Here is a 15,196-nt window from a genome sequence, read left to right as displayed (position 1 = left end):
CCATCCCCCGGGATGGTCCCTTTTTTATACCTGAACGGTCGTGCGGGATCAGCCCTGCTGCGGCGGGTGTTCCGCCTCGGGCGGAGGCGCTTCGGCATCTTCCGCCTGCCCTTCGGCGGGCATGCCGTCGCGTTCAATGACCTTGATCGAGTCCCCGACCAGCCCTTTGGCAAATGCCTCGGCGGAGAAGGGACGCAGGTCATCGGCCTGTTCCCCCACGCCCACCAGATGCACCGGCAGGCCGAAGGCATCGGCCAGCGCCACCACGATCCCCCCGCGCGCCGAGCCATCCAGCTTGGTCACGACCAGCCCGGTCACGTTGACCAGTTCCTTGAACACGCGCACCTGCTCCACCGCGTTCTGCCCGGTGGTGGCGTCCAGCACCAGCAGCACAGAATGGGGCGCGGTTTCGTCAAATTTGCGCATGACGCGGATGATCTTGGCCAGTTCCTCCATCAGCGCGCTCTTGTTATGCAGGCGGCCCGCGGTATCGACCAGCAGCAGGTCGGCTTTTTCCGCCGTGGCGCGCTTGAGCGCTTCGAACGCCAGACCCGCCGCATCGGCATTGGGTTTGCCGGAAATGACGGGCGCGCCCACGCGTTCGCCCCATACCTGCAACTGTTCGACGGCAGCGGCGCGGAAGGTATCGCCCGCCACCATCATCACCTTCTTGCCCTGCTCGCCATAAAAACGGGCCATCTTGCCAATGGTGGTGGTCTTGCCGGTGCCGTTGACGCCAACCACCAGCACCACATGCGGCTTGTGCTTGGGGTCGGGTTCAAACGGAATGGCGACCGGCTGGAGGATGGTGGCAATTTCCTCCGCCAGTGCCTGACGCACTTCCTCATCCGTCACTTCCTTGCCGAATTTGGACCGGCGGAAGGACTCGATCACCTTTTCCGCCACGCTCGGGCCAAGGTCGGCGGAGATCAGCAGGTCTTCCAGATCCTCCAGCGCCTGATCATCCAGCTTGCGCCGGGTGAAGACGGCGCTCAGCCCGCCGCTAAGCTTCTGTGTGGAGCGCGAAAGCCCCGCCTTGAGACGTGAGAAGAAACCAAGTGCCATATCAGAGAATTTCCGCAACCAGTCCGTTATCGTCAACCGCCACCGGCCGCACCGTTTCGATGCGCCCGACCACGGACATCCCGCCATCCACCAGCCTTACCGGGGCGAATTCCTCGCTATGTCCCGAGGTGTCCGTTTCCATCAGCACCCGCAGCGTGCGGCCCATAAGCCGTTCGTGGAAATCACGCGCCGCCTGCGCACCTGCCGCCCGCAGCCGGGCCGCGCGCTCCTTGCGCGCGGGTACGGCAATGGCGGGCATGCGGGCCGCGGGCGTGCCCGGGCGCTCACTATAGGGAAACACATGCAGGTAAGGCAGGGCGTGCGTGCGCACGAAATCGAGCGTCTGTTCAAACAGGCCCTCATCCTCGGTCGGGAAACCGGCGATGATGTCCGCCCCGATGCCAATATCGGGCCGCAGCGTCCGTGCCCGCGCCACCACCGCGGCCGCATCTGCCGTCAGGTGCCGGCGCTTCATGCGCTTGAGGATGATGTCACACCCCGCCTGCAGCGACAGGTGCAGGTAGGGCATGAAGCGTGGTTCGTGTTCCAGCAGCTTCCATATGTCCTCATCGATTTCCACCGGATCGACCGAGGACAGGCGCAGCCGCTCCAGTTCGGGCACAAGGGCCAGCAGCCTGCGGCACAACTGCCCCAGCGCCGGCCTGCCCGGCAGGTCATCTCCCCATGAGGTAATGTCCACACCCGTCAGCACCACTTCGCGGTAGCCTGACTGCACAAGCGCGCGCACCTGCTCCACCACGGCGCCCACGGGTACCGAGCGCGAGGGCCCCCGCCCGAAGGGAATGATGCAGAAAGTGCAGCGATGGTCGCAGCCCTGCTGCACCTCCACAAATGCGCGGGTGCGGCCGGCGAATTCAGTGACCAGATGCGGCGCCGTCTCGCGCGCGGCCATGATGTCGGACACGGCGTTGCCCTGCCCCATGGCCATCTCGCTCCAGCTTGCGGCGTCCAGCTTTTCACGGTTACCCAGCACGCGGGTCACGCCAGGCAGTGCCGCCCAACGGTCGGGGTCGATCTGGGCGGCGCAGCCGGTGACCACGATCCGGGCGTCGGGCCGTTCGCGGTGGGCGCGGCGCACTGCCTGCCGGGCCTGCCGCTCCGCCTCCCCCGTCACCGCGCAGGTGTTCACGATCACCACGTTGTCCAGCGCGGCCGCGTGATTGCGCATCACCTCGCTTTCATACGTATTGAGGCGACAGCCGAAGGTCAGGATTTCCGGCTTCTTCATCGGGGGTAGTCTTCCGGGTTGAATGTGCCCATGAAACTGGTTGTCGCGGGTCCGGTCATCAGCACATGGCCGTCGCCTTCGCGCCATGTAATGGTCAGTTCGCCACCATCCATTTCCACCGTGCAGGTGCGTTCCACCAGCCCGCGCCGCACGGCGTTGACCACGGCGGCGCACGCACCTGACCCGCAGGCCCGCGTCAGGCCGCTGCCGCGTTCCCACACGCGCAGGCGCATGGCATCGGGTGCCGTGACATGGGCAAAGCCGATATTGGCGCGATGGGGAAACAGTGGATGATGTTCCAGTACCGGTCCCGCCACGCATGGGTCCATGGCATCTGGCATGGACAGGAAAAAGGTCGCATGCGGGTTGCCCATGGACACGGCGGCAGGGTCGCCCGCGACTGGCAGGTGCAGCGTGTCCATTGCTTCCGCCAGCGGCACGTCCGCCCAGTCCTGCGCGGGTGTTCCCATATCCACCGTGACCAAGCCGGGGCGGATAATGGTGGCGTGCAGCACGCCCGCACGGGTCTGTAGCCCGACATGCTCCTGTCCCGTCTCACGCGCCACAAGATCGGCAATGCAGCGCGACGCATTGCCGCATGCCCCCGATTCCGACCCATCGGCATTGAAGAACCGCACGAACACGTCCGCCCCCTCCGCACAGGCAGGGCGCAGGGTCACGAACTGGTCGCAGCCAATGCCGGTATGCCGGTCACATAATGCAGCGATCCGGGCAGGCGTCAGGTCATGGCGGTGGACGCGTTCATCCACCACCACAAAGTCATTGCCCAGCCCATGCATCTTGAGAAACCCGGTCATCATCCGTCCTGTATAGAGGGAACCCGCCCATATGAAGGAGCGGGATGGCACCCCACGCGCGGCCTTGCAAGCCTGATCAGAGAAAACGCCCCGGCCTGCCGCGCTGCAGCACCTCGATCCTGTAGCCATCGGGGTCGGTCATGAAGAAAAACCGGCCCACGAACCGCTCCCCGCACGACATGTCCTTTATCGCCAGCGGCGACAGGCCCGCAGCCGTCAGCCGGGCATGTTCCGCATCCACATCCGCAACCGATACCGCCAGGTGGCCATACCCGTTCCCCAGGTCATAGGGGGTGGTGCGGTCATGGTTGATGGTCAGTTCCAGTTCGAATGTCTGTTCGTCATTGGACAGGTAGATAAGGGTGAAGGTGTCAAAAACAAGCCGGTCGGCCACTTTCAGGCCAAAGGCCGTGTCATAGAATGCAAGGCTTGCGGCTTCATCACGCACGCGGATCATCGAATGGATCATACGGGCCATTCTGCTTTTCTCCTGTTCCCTACGGGGGCGCGCATGATAATACGCCCACCGCATATGGCGTTGTTACTTCCGTACTGTCTGGCACATTCATGAACGACCTGCACGGGTTTCACCCGCATTCCTTCACGGCGGCCTCGGCTGAATCCGATACGCTCTTCTATTCCCGCAGGCCTGCAGGGCCCATGCTGGACCAGGGCGCGCTTACGGCCATTACCGCGCTGTACCGTACGCTGCTGCCCGAAGATGGCAATATCCTTGATGTCATGGCCGGACCCGACAGCCACCTGCCGCCCGACATGGAATTCGACAGCGTGATCGGCATCGGGGTCAATGCACAGGCACTGGACAGCAACCCGCGGCTGACCGACCGCGTGGTGGAGGACATGAACGAAACCCCCGACATCCCGCTGGCCGATGAAAGCATGGACGCCGCCCTGCTATGCGACGTGGTGCCCTACCTGCGCCAGCCCGTCGCCATCTTTCGTGAAATCGCCCGGGTGCTGCAGCCCGGCGGCCTGATCGTCATCACATTCGGGGACCGCTTCATTCCCCAGAAGGCCACGGCGCTGTGGCAGGCGCTGGATGATGAGGGGGACCGCCGCCGCATGCTGTCGGTGCTGCTGCAGAGCGCCGGTTTCGGCCCGGTGGACAATGGCAATGTTACCCCGGCGCCTGAAGACCTGTTCTGGCATGACGCCGTGCATGCCATGACGGCGCGCCGTCCTGACATTTTGTAACATTGGGCAAATACTACCGCCCGCTTCGGCGTATTATGACGGGATGCACGGCACGGGTTGCCGCACTGTCACATATTAAAAGAAATTATCATTTACCCCTTCTTTTAGACATGTTTTGACATATTATTGTTCAAAACCTAGTTTGGGGCCTCCTGACCATACATGCGGATTCCGTCCTTTTCCATAACCCGGCCAGTGCGTTTCGCGCGGGCGCTGATGGTGTGTTCCGTTCTGGCCCCCCTGCCCGCATGGGCGGATGAAGATCCGGAATCGCTGGATATCATGGAACGCCAGATGGAGCAGCTGCAGCAGCAGCAGATGGCGCTGCAGAAAAGCCTGCAGGCCATGCGCCAGCAGATCATCCAGCACCGCGCCCAGATGGGCGGCACCGCGACCCATGGCGGCCACCCGCTGGCGGTCACGGGTTCGGGCGGGCATGTGCATGGCGGCTGGACCCCGGTGGAAGGACACACCCCCGCATCTTCCCAGATGGCGGAGGGCGAACACATGGCGCGTCCGCGCATCGGCGGCCATTCCGATCCGGTTTCAGAACTGGGCGATCAGCCGACCTATGAATCCGTGGTGGCACACCGTGAGGAAGACCTGATTTCCCACATGGCCAACAACAATGTCGGCCCCCACAACCGCGAAACGGTGGGCGCGCAGTCTGCGGGTGCGCTGGGCAGCAAGGTGTTCCACCTTGGCCCCGTCTCCATCATCCTCGGCGGTTTCTTCGATGCAGCGGCACTGGTGGAAAACCGGCAGGTTTCGTCGGGCATCTTCAACTACTGGAACGCCATTCCCTTCCGTAACAGTTCAAATTTCCACACCACCAACTTCAATGGCGATGCGCGGTATTCGCGCTTCTCGCTCATGGCGCGGGGGCAGCTGAACCCGCACCTGACGGTGGCGGGGTTCGTGGAAACGGATTTTGGTGCCAGTGCCGAAACCACCAACCCGTATGAAAGCAATTCCTACGTGCCCCGGCTGCGGCAGGCGTACCTGACGCTGGATGATTCACGCGCCGACATGCATTTCCTGATCGGTCAGGCATGGACCATGCTGACACCCGACCGCGTGGGCATCGTGCCACGACAGGAAAGCCTGCCGGAAACGATCGAATCCTCCATCCTCGCGGGGCAGACATGGTCGCGGCAGTGGCAGCTGCGCGTGGTCAAGGATTTCATGCACCACCGTGTCTGGACGGGTTTCTCGATTGAAAATCCCGCGACGATCTATGACACCACCGGGTTTTCCACTGCAGGCGACAATGGGGAATACGCCCTGCCTGGCAACGGCAGCAACTATGCCAAGGTTGGTTCGAACGGCGTGGGGCTGAGCAGCAACACCACCAACTATTCCAACGAAATCGCCCCGGATATCATCGGCAAGGTGGCATGGGACCCGACATGGGGCCATTACGAAATCGAGGGGCTGCTGCACTTCCCGCACGATCGGTCCGTCATCAACGGCGTGGGCGAAAACCATACCGCCATTGCATGGGGCGCGGGCGGGTCGATGATCCTGCCGATCATTCCGCACCGGCTGGAAGTGCGGCTGGCGGGACTGGCGGGCCGGGGCATCGGCCGCTACGGCTCGGTCCTGCTGCCTGATGCCACGTTGCGGGCCAATGGCGCGCCCGCCCTGCTGTCCAGCGCGCAGACAACTGCGGGCGTGATCGCGCACCCGAACAAGGTGATCGATGTCTATGGCTATTTCGGCATGCAGCGTTCGGGGCGCAGCTATTTTGATTCGAATGGGCAGACTTATGGCTATGGCAACCCCATGGCCAACAATACCGGATGCGAGACGGAAACATCAGATGCGGTCAGCGCAACGCTGAATAACTGCACCGCCAACATCCGTTCGGTGGAGGAATTCACCATCGGCGCATGGTACCGCTTCATTCACGGCCAGTACGGCACGGTGCAGGCGGGCACGCAGTTGGCCTATTCGCGCGTGCATACATGGGGCGGTATGGGTGGCGCGCCCACGACCAGCCTGAGCGAAATCTTCTTCGATTTCCGTTACCTGCCATTCCAGTAATCCCGCCATCCGGTGGCGGATATTGCGTCCGGCATGGAAAAGGAGGATGGTGACCGGGATCGGGAATGAGGGAAAGGCCAGCGCTTATGTCAATCAGGTTACGGCACGTGGTTCTGCTGGGCATACTATGCGCCCCTGTCGTGCCGGGTGTGGCGATGGCTGACGGCGGGCATGCCAATGCGGGCAATGAAGACCCCGGCGAGGCCTCGCAACGCCATTTCTCCATGCACCAGCTGTCCAAGCGCCCCCCCCTGCCCCGGCTGCACATGGACTACAGCCAGTACCGCTTCATCCCGCCGGGCGACAAGATAAAGGAACAGCCGGACGTGAACCGGCTGCTGTTCTGGACGCCCACGGGGGAACCCGATGGCTATGCCGAAAAACGCGGCAACGCCATCCTGTATTATGACCGCACCGGCAAGGCCGTACGCGTCGATACAAACCCCTACAACCGCTAGACCACCCCTATTCCTCAGATCCCCCCTGTGGGGCATACAGCCGGTCCAGCATGACCGGGACCAGCAGGGCGGCTGCGGGCCCGTCTTCCATGACGCGTCCATGACGCAGCAGGATGGCGCGGTCGAATATCCGGGCCGCCTGAACCGGGTCATGGGTGGTGGCGACAATGGCGTGTCCCCGTTGTGCCAGCCGGCGCAGCAGGGCGTACAGCCGCTGTTTCTGTCCGTAATCCAGCCCTGTTTCCGGTTCATCCAGAATCAGGATATGCCCGCCCTGCGCCAGCGCGCGCGCCAGCAGCACCGCCTGGCGTTCCCCCCCCGACAGTTCGGTATAGGGGCGCGCGGCCAGGTGTGTAATGGACAGTTCCGCCAGCGCATGCGCCACCGCATCACGGTCCCTTTCGCGCAGACGGGGGGCGAACGGCGCCTCCGCCAGTCGTCCCATGCCCACAATATCGCGCACGCTGTAGGGAAACAGCGGCGCATGGCCCTGCGGCACGTAGGCAATGCGCCGCGCGACCTCGCGCCGGGACCAGTGCGCCATGGGCTGCCCATCCAGCCAGACCTGCCCTGAATCCGGGCGCGCAAGGCCCAGCAGCAGGCGCAGCAACGTGGTCTTGCCCGCGCCATTGGGCCCCAGCAGGGCGGTCATCTCACCCGTGCGGACACCCAGCGAGACATCATGCAGCACCGCACGCCGCCCCCGGTGGAAGCCCACGTGGTCCAGCCGCAGGACTGGCTGCGACCCGTTCATGCCCGCCATCCGCGCCGCAGCAGCGGCAGGACGGCGACAAACACCACCACCCCCAGCAGGTCGGCAATCAGGCCCACGGGAATTTCCTCCGCCGACAGGGTGCGCGCCAGGTCATCACATGCCAGCAGGAACATCCCCCCCACGCACGCACTGACCGGCAGCACCCGCATGTTGCATGGCCCGACCAGCAGGCGCGCGACATGGGGGACCACCAGCCCGATCCAGCCGATCATGCCCGCCACCGCGACCGTCATGGCCGCCAGCACCGTAGCCCCGCCAATTACCCCGTATCGCAGCGCCATGACCGGAATGCCCAGCGTGCGCGCTTCCTCATCCCCCATGGCAAGGCCATCGAGCATCCGCCCGCAGGCCGACAGCAGCACGATCCCCACCACAACCGGCCCCACCAGCACGCCCAGTGCCTGCGGCGTCACCTGCGTCAGGCTGCCCAGCAGCCAGAAGACGATATCGGGCAACTGGTTCTGCGGGTCCGCCACGTATTTCAGCAGCGACAGGAACGCCGTAAACAGCGCCGAACTGATCAGCCCGCCGAATATCAGCATCAGCATGGATGCGGCATCGAACATCTGCGCCACGCCCACACCGAATGCCACCGCCGCCAGCCCCCCCAGAAAGGACAGGGCCGCCACACCCGCATGCCCCATACCCCATACAATGCCCAGCGCAGCACCCGTGCCCGCACCCGCCAGCACGCCCAGCAGACCAGGGGACACCAGCGGGTTACGGAACACCGCCTGATACGCAGCCCCCGCCACCGACAGCGCCGCCCCCACGCAGATCGCCCCCCCGATCCGCGGCAGGCGCGCGCCGAACAGGACGGTATGCACCATGTCGCCACCTGCCGGGGCGTGCCCCACCGTCAGCAGGGCATGCAGCACCTGCCCCGGCTGCAGCGCAAACCGCCCGAGACAGGCCGACAGCACCGACAGCACTAAGAGACCGGCAGCACACAGGCATCCGACCACGCTACCGCGCAGGGTCACTGCACCCTGTCCGCCACCGGCTGTGGTGGCTGGCCCGCAAGGATGCGTCCGGCATCATCCGCATTCAGGTCATAGTGGAAATAGGTGCGGTAGAAATCGCGTGTCAGCGTCAGCAGGTCCACATCGCCAAACCGGTCGGGATGCAGGGTTTTCGCAGCCCAGCTGATCTGCAGCGGCAGTTCGCTGCCGTAGCGGTCCCACGTGAAAACACCCGACGGATTGTTATGCACCCTGCCCTCGCGCACCGCGCGCAGGCGTTGCCATATTCCGCCATTGGCTGCCGGGTCCAGCGTGCCGCAATCCGGGCCGAGGATGATGACATCAGGATCCCACGCCGCCACCTGCTCAACCGAAACCGGCTTCATGTTCCCGCTTACGCCCTGTACCGCGTTGCGGCCACCGGCAAGGGTGATCCATTCATCGACAATGCTGTCCGCCCCGTCCACCTTCAGGGGATGCAGCGACTGGATATGCAGCACGCGCGGGCGCTGCGCATCCGTCAGGCCGGACAGCCGGTCATGCACGTCATTGACGGTCTGCCGCATCATGGTGCGGTAATGGGTGGCGGTCGCATGGGCCTGTTCCGTGCCCAGTGCGCCTGCCGTCATGTCCACCACCCGCAGCAGTCCATCGACATCCCGGAAAGAGGCGACAAGGGTTGGCACCCCCACCCCCCGGAATGACGCAATGGCGGCCGTAGCATCGGGCACGAAGACAAGGTCGACATGGTCCTGCAGCAGGGTTTCGGCATTGACCTGCGGACCGTTGACCACACGGGCCTGATACAGGGAAGGAAAGACTTTATACATCCATGGCCGCGCCTGCGGGCGATCCACGGTCATGACGATCTGCCTTGCCCCGCCCAGCATCAGCACCAGTTCATTATGGGCGAACCACAGGTCGGCAATCCGCGCCGGGTGGTCGGGCACGGACTGGGTCACGCCGGCCATGTCCGTCACCTCCCGCGCCATGGCGGGCGACAGGACGGACGCACCCGCCACAACCATGCCCGCCAGTGCCCCGATGTTCAGCCTGCGTCTGCCCCAATTCACCGTGCTGTCCCCTTACTCATGGCCCAATGTATTATATCGAAACAGATATATACACGAACCACCGGGACACAATCAGCCCAAAAGGGACCGGTTCCACCAGCCCGCCCCCGGACATGCCCTGAAAATGCAACAGGTTTTCTGCAAAAAGTGTCAGGGGAACACCGCCTTTGTCGAAAAAAGGCGGTGCCCGGTTATTTTTTAAAATTCCTAGTCAGCATAGGTGCCGATATCGGGGCATGAACAGACAAGGTTGCGGTCGCCGTAGGCATTATCCAGCCGGTTGACGGGGGACCAGTATTTGCTGGCGGCCACCACCGCGCCGGGCAGGCAGGCCTGCGCGCGATCATAGACATGGTCCCAGTCCGGGCCGGTCACGTCACGCACGGTATGCGGGGCGTGACGCAGGGGGCTGTCGTCCATGCCCAGTTCCCCCTTTTCAACCGCCATGATTTCCGCGCGGATGGCAATCATCGCATCGCAGAAACGGTCCAGTTCGGCCCGGCTTTCGGATTCGGTCGGTTCGATCATGAACGTGCCCGCAACAGGGAAGCTGACCGTGGGCGCATGAAACCCATGGTCGATCAGGCGTTTGGCAATGTCATCCACCGTAACGCCGACCCTGTCCTTCAGCGGACGCAGGTCGATGATGCATTCATGCGCCACCCGCCCGTCCGCCCCACGGTACAGCACCGGGTAATGATCCGACAGGCGGGCCGCGATGTAATTGGAGTTCAGGATCGCGACCTCGGTCGCGCGCTTCAGCCCCGCATCCCCCATCATGACCATGTACATCCATGAAATGGGCAGCACATCGGCGGACCCGAAGGGTGCGGCCGAAATGGCGTTGGCCTCCCCCTTTTGCGGCGTACCCGGCAGGTAGGGGGCAAGATGCGCCCCCACCCCGATCGGCCCCATGCCGGGGCCACCGCCGCCATGGGGAATGCAGAATGTCTTGTGCAGGTTGAAATGGCTGACATCGCCGCCATACACGCCCGGCTGCGCCAGTCCCACCTGCGCGTTCAGGTTCGCGCCATCGACATAGACCTGCCCGCCCGCCGCATGCACAAGGGCGCAGATCTCACGCACGTTGTCTTCAAACACACCATGGGTGGAGGGATAGGTAATCATGATCGCGGCCAGATGGTCGGCATGCTGCGCAATCTTGACCTTCAGATCCCCGATATCGACATTCCCCTGCGGGTCACACGCCACCACCACCACGCGCATGCCCGCCATCTGGGCCGATGCCGGGTTGGTGCCATGCGCCGATGCCGGGATCAGGCAGACGTCGCGCCCCACGTCACCGCGTGCATGGTGGTAGCCGCGAATGGCCATAAGCCCTGCAAATTCCCCCTGCGCACCGGAATTGGGCTGGAGCGAGACGGCGCTGTAGCCGCTGATCTGGCACAGCATCCGTTCAAGATCGGCAAACAGGCGGGCATAACCGCGCATCTGGTCCGCGGGCGCGAAGGGATGGATATCGCAGAATTCCGGCCATGTGATCGGCAGCATTTCCGCCGTGGCGTTCAGCTTCATCGTGCATGACCCCAGCGGAATCATGGAACGGTCCAGCGCCAGATCACGGTCGGCCAGGCGGCGCAGGTAGCGCAGCATGTCCGTTTCCGACCGGCAGGCCGAGAAAATGGGCCGGTTCAGCGGCCGCCCCGTACGGACAAGGCCCGTGGGGACGGTGCCTGCCACATCAGACAGGTCGGCCTCGCCCCGTGCCGCCGCTGCCGCATCGCCACAGACGCTGGCCCAGACCGCGCGCACCGTGTCCGGCGTGGTGGTTTCATCCAGGCTTATGCCCACATGCGTCGCATCCACGCGGCGCAGGTTCATGCCCACGTCCAGCGCACGCGCCATGATGGCATCCGTCTCCGTGCCGGTCTGAAGCGTGACGGTATCAAAGAACGCCGTCGTTTCCACTGTCGCACCCAGCGCGCGCAGCCCCGCAGCCATGACGGACGCCAGCCGATGGATGCGCGTGGCGATGGCCGTCAGCCCCTCCGGACCATGATACAGCGCATACATGGAGGATACGATGGCAGGCAGCGCCTGGGCTGTGCAGATGTTGGATGTCGCCTTTTCACGACGGATATGCTGCTCACGCGTCTGCAGCGCCAGACGGTAGGCGGGATTGCCGCGCGAATCGATGGACACGCCTACGATCCGCCCCGGAATGTTGCGGCGGAAGGCATCGCGCGTCGCCATATAGGCCGCATGCGGGCCACCTGCCCCCATGGGCATGCCGTAGCGCTGCATGGACCCGACCGCTATATCCGCCCCCAGCGCGCCGGGGCTTTCCAGCAGCATGAGCGCCATGGGGTCCGCCGCCATGGTGGCGATGGCGCCTGTCGCGTGCAGGCTTTCGATCCATGCACGCGGGTCACGGATTTCCCCTGATGATCCCGGATACTGGAACAGCGCACCAAACACGGCCTGCGGGTCCAGGTCGGTGGCAGGGTCGCCCACCACGATCTGCCAGCCCATGGGTTCGGCACGGGTGCGCACGACGGCGATGGTCTGCGGGTGGCAGTCGGCATCGACAAAGAAGGCGTTCGCTCTGGTTCTGGCCACGCGGCGGGCCATGGCCATGGCTTCGGCTGCCGCAGTCGCCTCATCCAGCAGCGAGGCATTGGCCACGTCCAGCCCGGTCAGTTCGATCACCAGCGTCTGGAAGTTCAGCAGCGCTTCCAGCCGTCCCTGGCTGATTTCAGGCTGGTACGGGGTATAGGCGGTGTACCAGGCCGGGTTTTCCAGCACGTTGCGCTGGATCACGCCTGGCAGGATGGTATTGTAATATCCCTGCCCGATCAGCGATGTCAGAACCCGGTTTTCCGAAACAATGGCACGCAGGCGGGCCAGTGCGACATGTTCGGGCAGGCCAGCGCCAAGACCCATGGCACCCGACAGGCGGATATTGCCCGGCACCGTCTGCGCCATGAGTGTATCGAGACTGTCCGCCCCCACCACACGCAGCATGTCCGCCACGTCATGCGCGTCCGGCCCGACATGACGGGAGCAGAACGCACCGGCATCATCATCCGGATCATGCCACAGGGAAGAAGAACGAGGGGGGGAAGACGTCACGGCCTGCATACTCCGTAAAGAAAGGGACGTTCAGGAAAATCAGCCAACCAGCGCGGTATAGGTGGCCTTGTCCATCAGGCCCTCAAGCTGGCCTGCATCCGCAATGGTCATGCGCACGATCCAGCCTTCGCCTTCGGGGTCGCGATTGACCAGGGCGGCGTCATCCGTCAGCACGTCGTTGAACGCCAGCACATCCCCCGTTACCGGCGCATAGATGTCGGACGCCGCCTTGACCGATTCCACCACGGCCACGCTGTCACCCTGCTCCACCGTGGTGCCGGGGTCGCGGGCTTCGGCAAAGACCAGTTCGCCCAGTTCGTTCGCCGCGTGGGCCGTAATGCCGACAACAGCGACATTGCCCTCGACACGCAGCCATTCATGTTCCTTGGTGTAATAAACGGTCATATCCGTGCTCCATCACTTTGAAATACGTTTGAAAAACAGGGGAAAACCTAGCGTCTGAAGGTCGGCGCCACGAAGGGCATCGCCGTTACCGTCACCGGCAGCAGCCGGCCACGCACGCTGGCGAACAGGGGCGTGCCGGTCGTTGCATGATCTGCCGCCACGTACCCCATGGCGACGGGACCACCAACGCTGGGACCAAACGCGCCCGACGTCACGCGGCCTGCCGGTTGCGTGCCCGCTTCATCCGCAAACAGGTCAGCCCCGCCACGCACCGGCGCACGGCCATGCGCGCGCAGGCCCACGCGGCGACGCGTCGTACCATCGGCCAGCTGATCCGCCACGATCGCAGCCCCGGGATAGCCGCCCGCGCGCGCACCGCCGGGCCTGCGGCTTTTCTGGATGGACCATTCAAGTGCTGCCTCGACCGGGGTCGTGGTCAGGTCGATATCAGACCCATACAGGCATAATCCGGCTTCCAGCCGCAGGCTGTCGCGCGCGCCAAGTCCCGCGGGCGCGACATCGGGGTGGGCCAGCAGGGCGCGGGCCACGGTGACGGCGCCACCGGCCGCCATGCCGATCTCAAATCCGTCCTCACCGGTATAGCCGGACCGTGAAACGATGCAGGCCACACCCGCCAGTTCCAGTTCCGCCACATCCATGAAGCGCATGCCGGCGGCCCGGGGGTTCAGGCCCGCAAGGGCTGCTTCCGCTGCGGGGCCCTGCACCGCGATCAGGGCACGATCGGCCAGCATGTCCACATCACAGGTCGCACCCAGCGCATCACGCACATGCGCGAAATCAGCATCCTTGCACGCGGCATTGACCACCAGCAGCAGCCAGTCACCCATGTTGGCCACCATCAGATCATCGCTTATGCCGCCATCCGCCGTGGTAAACAGGGCATAACGCTGCCGGCCGGGTTTCAGGCTGACAATATCGGCGGGCACCAGCGCTTCCAGCGCACGGGCGGCGTCCGCAAGCAGGCCGGATCTGGCGCAAAGACGCACCTGCCCCATGTGCGAGACATCGAACAGGCCCGCCTTTGCGCGGGTATGCAGGTGTTCTGCCATGACACCGGCGGAATACTGCACCGGCATGTCATAGCCCGCGAACGGCACCATCCGGGCACCAAGTTCAAGATGAAGGTCGTACAGCGGCGTACGCAGCAGGGGCGGGTTCATGCGGGCTGGGCCTTGTTCAGGTCCGCATGCACGCACGCAACCCCACATGCATGGCATGCGGGCGACAGGGCACGATACGCGCCAGCGGAACGGAAAATGGGAAACAGGGGCGTGAAGACAGCGGAAGGCGTGGACATGCGGGACTCCTGTTGAATCCTGTCGGATTCCAAGTGCCCCTTCTGTCGCATGTGCCTGAGATCGCTATCCCGTCGGCGGGTATCCGGGTTGCGGATACCTCTTTCCAGAAGTCTTGGCCGACCGGTCCTTTGGCCTGAGAGTTTCCGGGGCGGTTGCTCCTTCGGCGCTGGCGTGAAGCCAGTCTCTCCCGTGTCGACAAGCTGACTTGACATGACCGGATGCGCCAAGTCAATCCATGAAAACCATGCTGGCTTCAGGATGCCCGGAAGCACGTCCGGCACCCATTCCGTTGTGGAACGGCAGCTTAGACAAGGATTGATTCCCATGCCCTCACGCCCCCTTACCATCGTGGCCGAATTCCGCGTTCCTGCTGAAAACCGCGCGCGTTTTCTGGAACTGTGCGCCTATGACAGCGAACGTTCGGTAGCGGATGAAGACGGTTGCCAGCGCTTCGAGGCCGTCAGCCCGCTGGACGATGCCCAGACGATCATCCTGGTTGAAGTGTACGATAACGAGGCCGCTTTCGAGACCCATCTCGCCACGCCTCACTTCAAGGTGTTCGATGCGGGGGTAAAGGAACTGGGTGCCCAGTTGATCAGCCTGCGCAAGACCGTGCGCGTGGCCCCCGCGGCCTGATTACGGCAGATAGCAGAAAGGCCGGGGAACATCATGTTCCCCGGCCTTTTTTTACACAACGTCAGAAGCCTGCCACGGCACA

At 64.0% G+C, this 15,196-nt stretch carries 15 protein-coding genes and 1 riboswitch; of the genes, 4 read left to right on the top strand and 11 right to left on the bottom strand.

The window, feature by feature from the left end:
* Positions 1-48: 48 nt before the first annotated feature.
* The 4 genes from ftsY to CFR80_RS00425 form a co-directional block, all read right to left on the bottom strand.
* A complete protein-coding gene (gene ftsY / locus CFR80_RS00440) occupies positions 49-1,065 on the bottom strand; it encodes a signal recognition particle-docking protein FtsY (protein WP_010513948.1) in 1,017 nt (338 codons plus the stop codon).
* A 1-nt stretch (position 1,066) separates the two neighbouring features.
* Positions 1,067-2,314 carry a tRNA (N(6)-L-threonylcarbamoyladenosine(37)-C(2))-methylthiotransferase MtaB gene (gene mtaB / locus CFR80_RS00435; protein ID WP_010513949.1) on the bottom strand — a complete coding sequence of 416 codons (1,248 nt, stop codon included), beginning with the start codon at positions 2,312-2,314 and terminating at the stop codon, positions 1,067-1,069.
* On the bottom strand, positions 2,311-3,135 hold the full coding sequence (gene dapF / locus CFR80_RS00430) for a diaminopimelate epimerase (RefSeq protein ID WP_029329390.1): 825 nt from the start codon (positions 3,133-3,135) through the stop codon (positions 2,311-2,313). Before dapF ends, mtaB begins: the two co-directional genes overlap by 4 nt.
* Before the next feature lie 73 nt (positions 3,136-3,208).
* On the bottom strand, positions 3,209-3,610 hold the full coding sequence (locus CFR80_RS00425; RefSeq protein ID WP_048856186.1) for a VOC family protein: 402 nt from the start codon (positions 3,608-3,610) through the stop codon (positions 3,209-3,211).
* A gap of 89 nt (positions 3,611-3,699) precedes the next feature.
* On the opposite strand from CFR80_RS00425, the gene CFR80_RS00420 reads away from it, so the two are divergent.
* The 3 genes from CFR80_RS00420 to CFR80_RS00410 all read left to right on the top strand — a co-directional run bounded on the left by CFR80_RS00420 (position 3,700) and on the right by CFR80_RS00410 (position 6,851).
* On the top strand, positions 3,700-4,347 hold the full coding sequence (locus CFR80_RS00420; RefSeq protein ID WP_110507005.1) for a class I SAM-dependent methyltransferase: 648 nt from the start codon (positions 3,700-3,702) through the stop codon (positions 4,345-4,347).
* A gap of 162 nt (positions 4,348-4,509) precedes the next feature.
* The gene (locus CFR80_RS00415) at positions 4,510-6,393 is read left to right on the top strand and encodes a hypothetical protein (RefSeq protein ID WP_010513954.1); all 1,884 of its coding nucleotides are present in this window, start codon (positions 4,510-4,512) and stop codon (positions 6,391-6,393) included.
* Between the two features lie 155 nt (positions 6,394-6,548).
* Positions 6,549-6,851: a hypothetical protein gene (locus CFR80_RS00410; protein WP_029329391.1), complete on the top strand. Its 303-nt coding sequence runs from the start codon at positions 6,549-6,551 to the stop codon at positions 6,849-6,851.
* Between the two features lie 7 nt (positions 6,852-6,858).
* Here the strand turns inward: CFR80_RS00410 and CFR80_RS00405 are convergent, their stop codons facing one another.
* The 7 genes from CFR80_RS00405 to CFR80_RS19175 all read right to left on the bottom strand — a co-directional run bounded on the left by CFR80_RS00405 (position 6,859) and on the right by CFR80_RS19175 (position 14,477).
* On the bottom strand, positions 6,859-7,605 hold the full coding sequence (locus CFR80_RS00405) for an ABC transporter ATP-binding protein (protein WP_010513957.1): 747 nt from the start codon (positions 7,603-7,605) through the stop codon (positions 6,859-6,861).
* Complete coding sequence (locus tag CFR80_RS00400; protein WP_373636449.1) at positions 7,602-8,603, bottom strand: FecCD family ABC transporter permease; 1,002 nt, start codon at positions 8,601-8,603, stop codon at positions 7,602-7,604. Before CFR80_RS00400 ends, CFR80_RS00405 begins: the two co-directional genes overlap by 4 nt.
* Positions 8,604-8,605: 2 nt before the next feature.
* A complete protein-coding gene (locus CFR80_RS00395; protein ID WP_083819078.1) occupies positions 8,606-9,616 on the bottom strand; it encodes an ABC transporter substrate-binding protein in 1,011 nt (336 codons plus the stop codon).
* Between the two features lie 252 nt (positions 9,617-9,868).
* Positions 9,869-12,763, bottom strand: coding sequence for an aminomethyl-transferring glycine dehydrogenase (gene gcvP / locus CFR80_RS00390; RefSeq protein WP_010513961.1), 2,895 nt, complete (start codon positions 12,761-12,763; stop codon positions 9,869-9,871).
* 30 nt (positions 12,764-12,793) lie between these two features.
* On the bottom strand, positions 12,794-13,159 hold the full coding sequence (gene gcvH, locus CFR80_RS00385) for a glycine cleavage system protein GcvH (RefSeq protein WP_010513963.1): 366 nt from the start codon (positions 13,157-13,159) through the stop codon (positions 12,794-12,796).
* Positions 13,160-13,206: 47 nt separating this feature from the next.
* Positions 13,207-14,340, bottom strand: a complete 1,134-nt coding sequence (gcvT, locus tag CFR80_RS00380; protein ID WP_010513964.1) for a glycine cleavage system aminomethyltransferase GcvT — start codon at positions 14,338-14,340, stop codon at positions 13,207-13,209.
* Complete coding sequence (locus tag CFR80_RS19175; RefSeq protein WP_181418147.1) at positions 14,337-14,477, bottom strand: hypothetical protein; 141 nt, start codon at positions 14,475-14,477, stop codon at positions 14,337-14,339. Before CFR80_RS19175 ends, gcvT begins: the two co-directional genes overlap by 4 nt.
* 113 nt (positions 14,478-14,590) lie before the next feature.
* Positions 14,591-14,678, bottom strand: a riboswitch (glycine riboswitch).
* Between the two features lie 124 nt (positions 14,679-14,802).
* On the opposite strand from CFR80_RS19175, the gene CFR80_RS00375 reads away from it, so the two are divergent.
* Positions 14,803-15,114, top strand: coding sequence for a putative quinol monooxygenase (locus tag CFR80_RS00375; RefSeq protein WP_029329393.1), 312 nt, complete (start codon positions 14,803-14,805; stop codon positions 15,112-15,114).
* The last annotated feature ends 82 nt before the right edge of the window (positions 15,115-15,196 follow it).

Origin of the sequence: Komagataeibacter oboediens (genome assembly GCF_003207815.1) — a bacterium.
In the GTDB taxonomy this organism is placed as follows: Bacteria; Pseudomonadota; Alphaproteobacteria; order Acetobacterales; family Acetobacteraceae; genus Komagataeibacter; species Komagataeibacter oboediens.
This window is presented reverse-complemented; position numbering and strand designations above follow the sequence as displayed.

What these genes read in the sequence shown, in the direction of transcription:
- ftsY (WP_010513948.1), bottom strand. Translation starts at nt 1,065, where the DNA reads ATGGCACTTGGTTTCTTCTCACGTCTCAAGGCGGGGCTTTCGCGCTCC.
- mtaB (WP_010513949.1), bottom strand. Translation starts at nt 2,314, where the DNA reads ATGAAGAAGCCGGAAATCCTGACCTTCGGCTGTCGCCTCAATACGTAT.
- dapF (WP_029329390.1), bottom strand. Translation starts at nt 3,135, where the DNA reads ATGATGACCGGGTTTCTCAAGATGCATGGGCTGGGCAATGACTTTGTG.
- CFR80_RS00425 (WP_048856186.1), bottom strand. Translation starts at nt 3,610, where the DNA reads ATGGCCCGTATGATCCATTCGATGATCCGCGTGCGTGATGAAGCCGCA.
- CFR80_RS00420 (WP_110507005.1), top strand. Translation starts at nt 3,700, where the DNA reads ATGAACGACCTGCACGGGTTTCACCCGCATTCCTTCACGGCGGCCTCG.
- CFR80_RS00415 (WP_010513954.1), top strand. Translation starts at nt 4,510, where the DNA reads ATGCGGATTCCGTCCTTTTCCATAACCCGGCCAGTGCGTTTCGCGCGG.
- CFR80_RS00410 (WP_029329391.1), top strand. Translation starts at nt 6,549, where the DNA reads ATGGCTGACGGCGGGCATGCCAATGCGGGCAATGAAGACCCCGGCGAG.
- CFR80_RS00405 (WP_010513957.1), bottom strand. Translation starts at nt 7,605, where the DNA reads ATGAACGGGTCGCAGCCAGTCCTGCGGCTGGACCACGTGGGCTTCCAC.
- CFR80_RS00395 (WP_083819078.1), bottom strand. Translation starts at nt 9,616, where the DNA reads ATGGTTGTGGCGGGTGCGTCCGTCCTGTCGCCCGCCATGGCGCGGGAG.
- gcvP (WP_010513961.1), bottom strand. Translation starts at nt 12,763, where the DNA reads ATGCAGGCCGTGACGTCTTCCCCCCCTCGTTCTTCTTCCCTGTGGCAT.
- gcvH (WP_010513963.1), bottom strand. Translation starts at nt 13,159, where the DNA reads ATGACCGTTTATTACACCAAGGAACATGAATGGCTGCGTGTCGAGGGC.
- gcvT (WP_010513964.1), bottom strand. Translation starts at nt 14,340, where the DNA reads ATGAACCCGCCCCTGCTGCGTACGCCGCTGTACGACCTTCATCTTGAA.
- CFR80_RS19175 (WP_181418147.1), bottom strand. Translation starts at nt 14,477, where the DNA reads ATGTCCACGCCTTCCGCTGTCTTCACGCCCCTGTTTCCCATTTTCCGT.
- CFR80_RS00375 (WP_029329393.1), top strand. Translation starts at nt 14,803, where the DNA reads ATGCCCTCACGCCCCCTTACCATCGTGGCCGAATTCCGCGTTCCTGCT.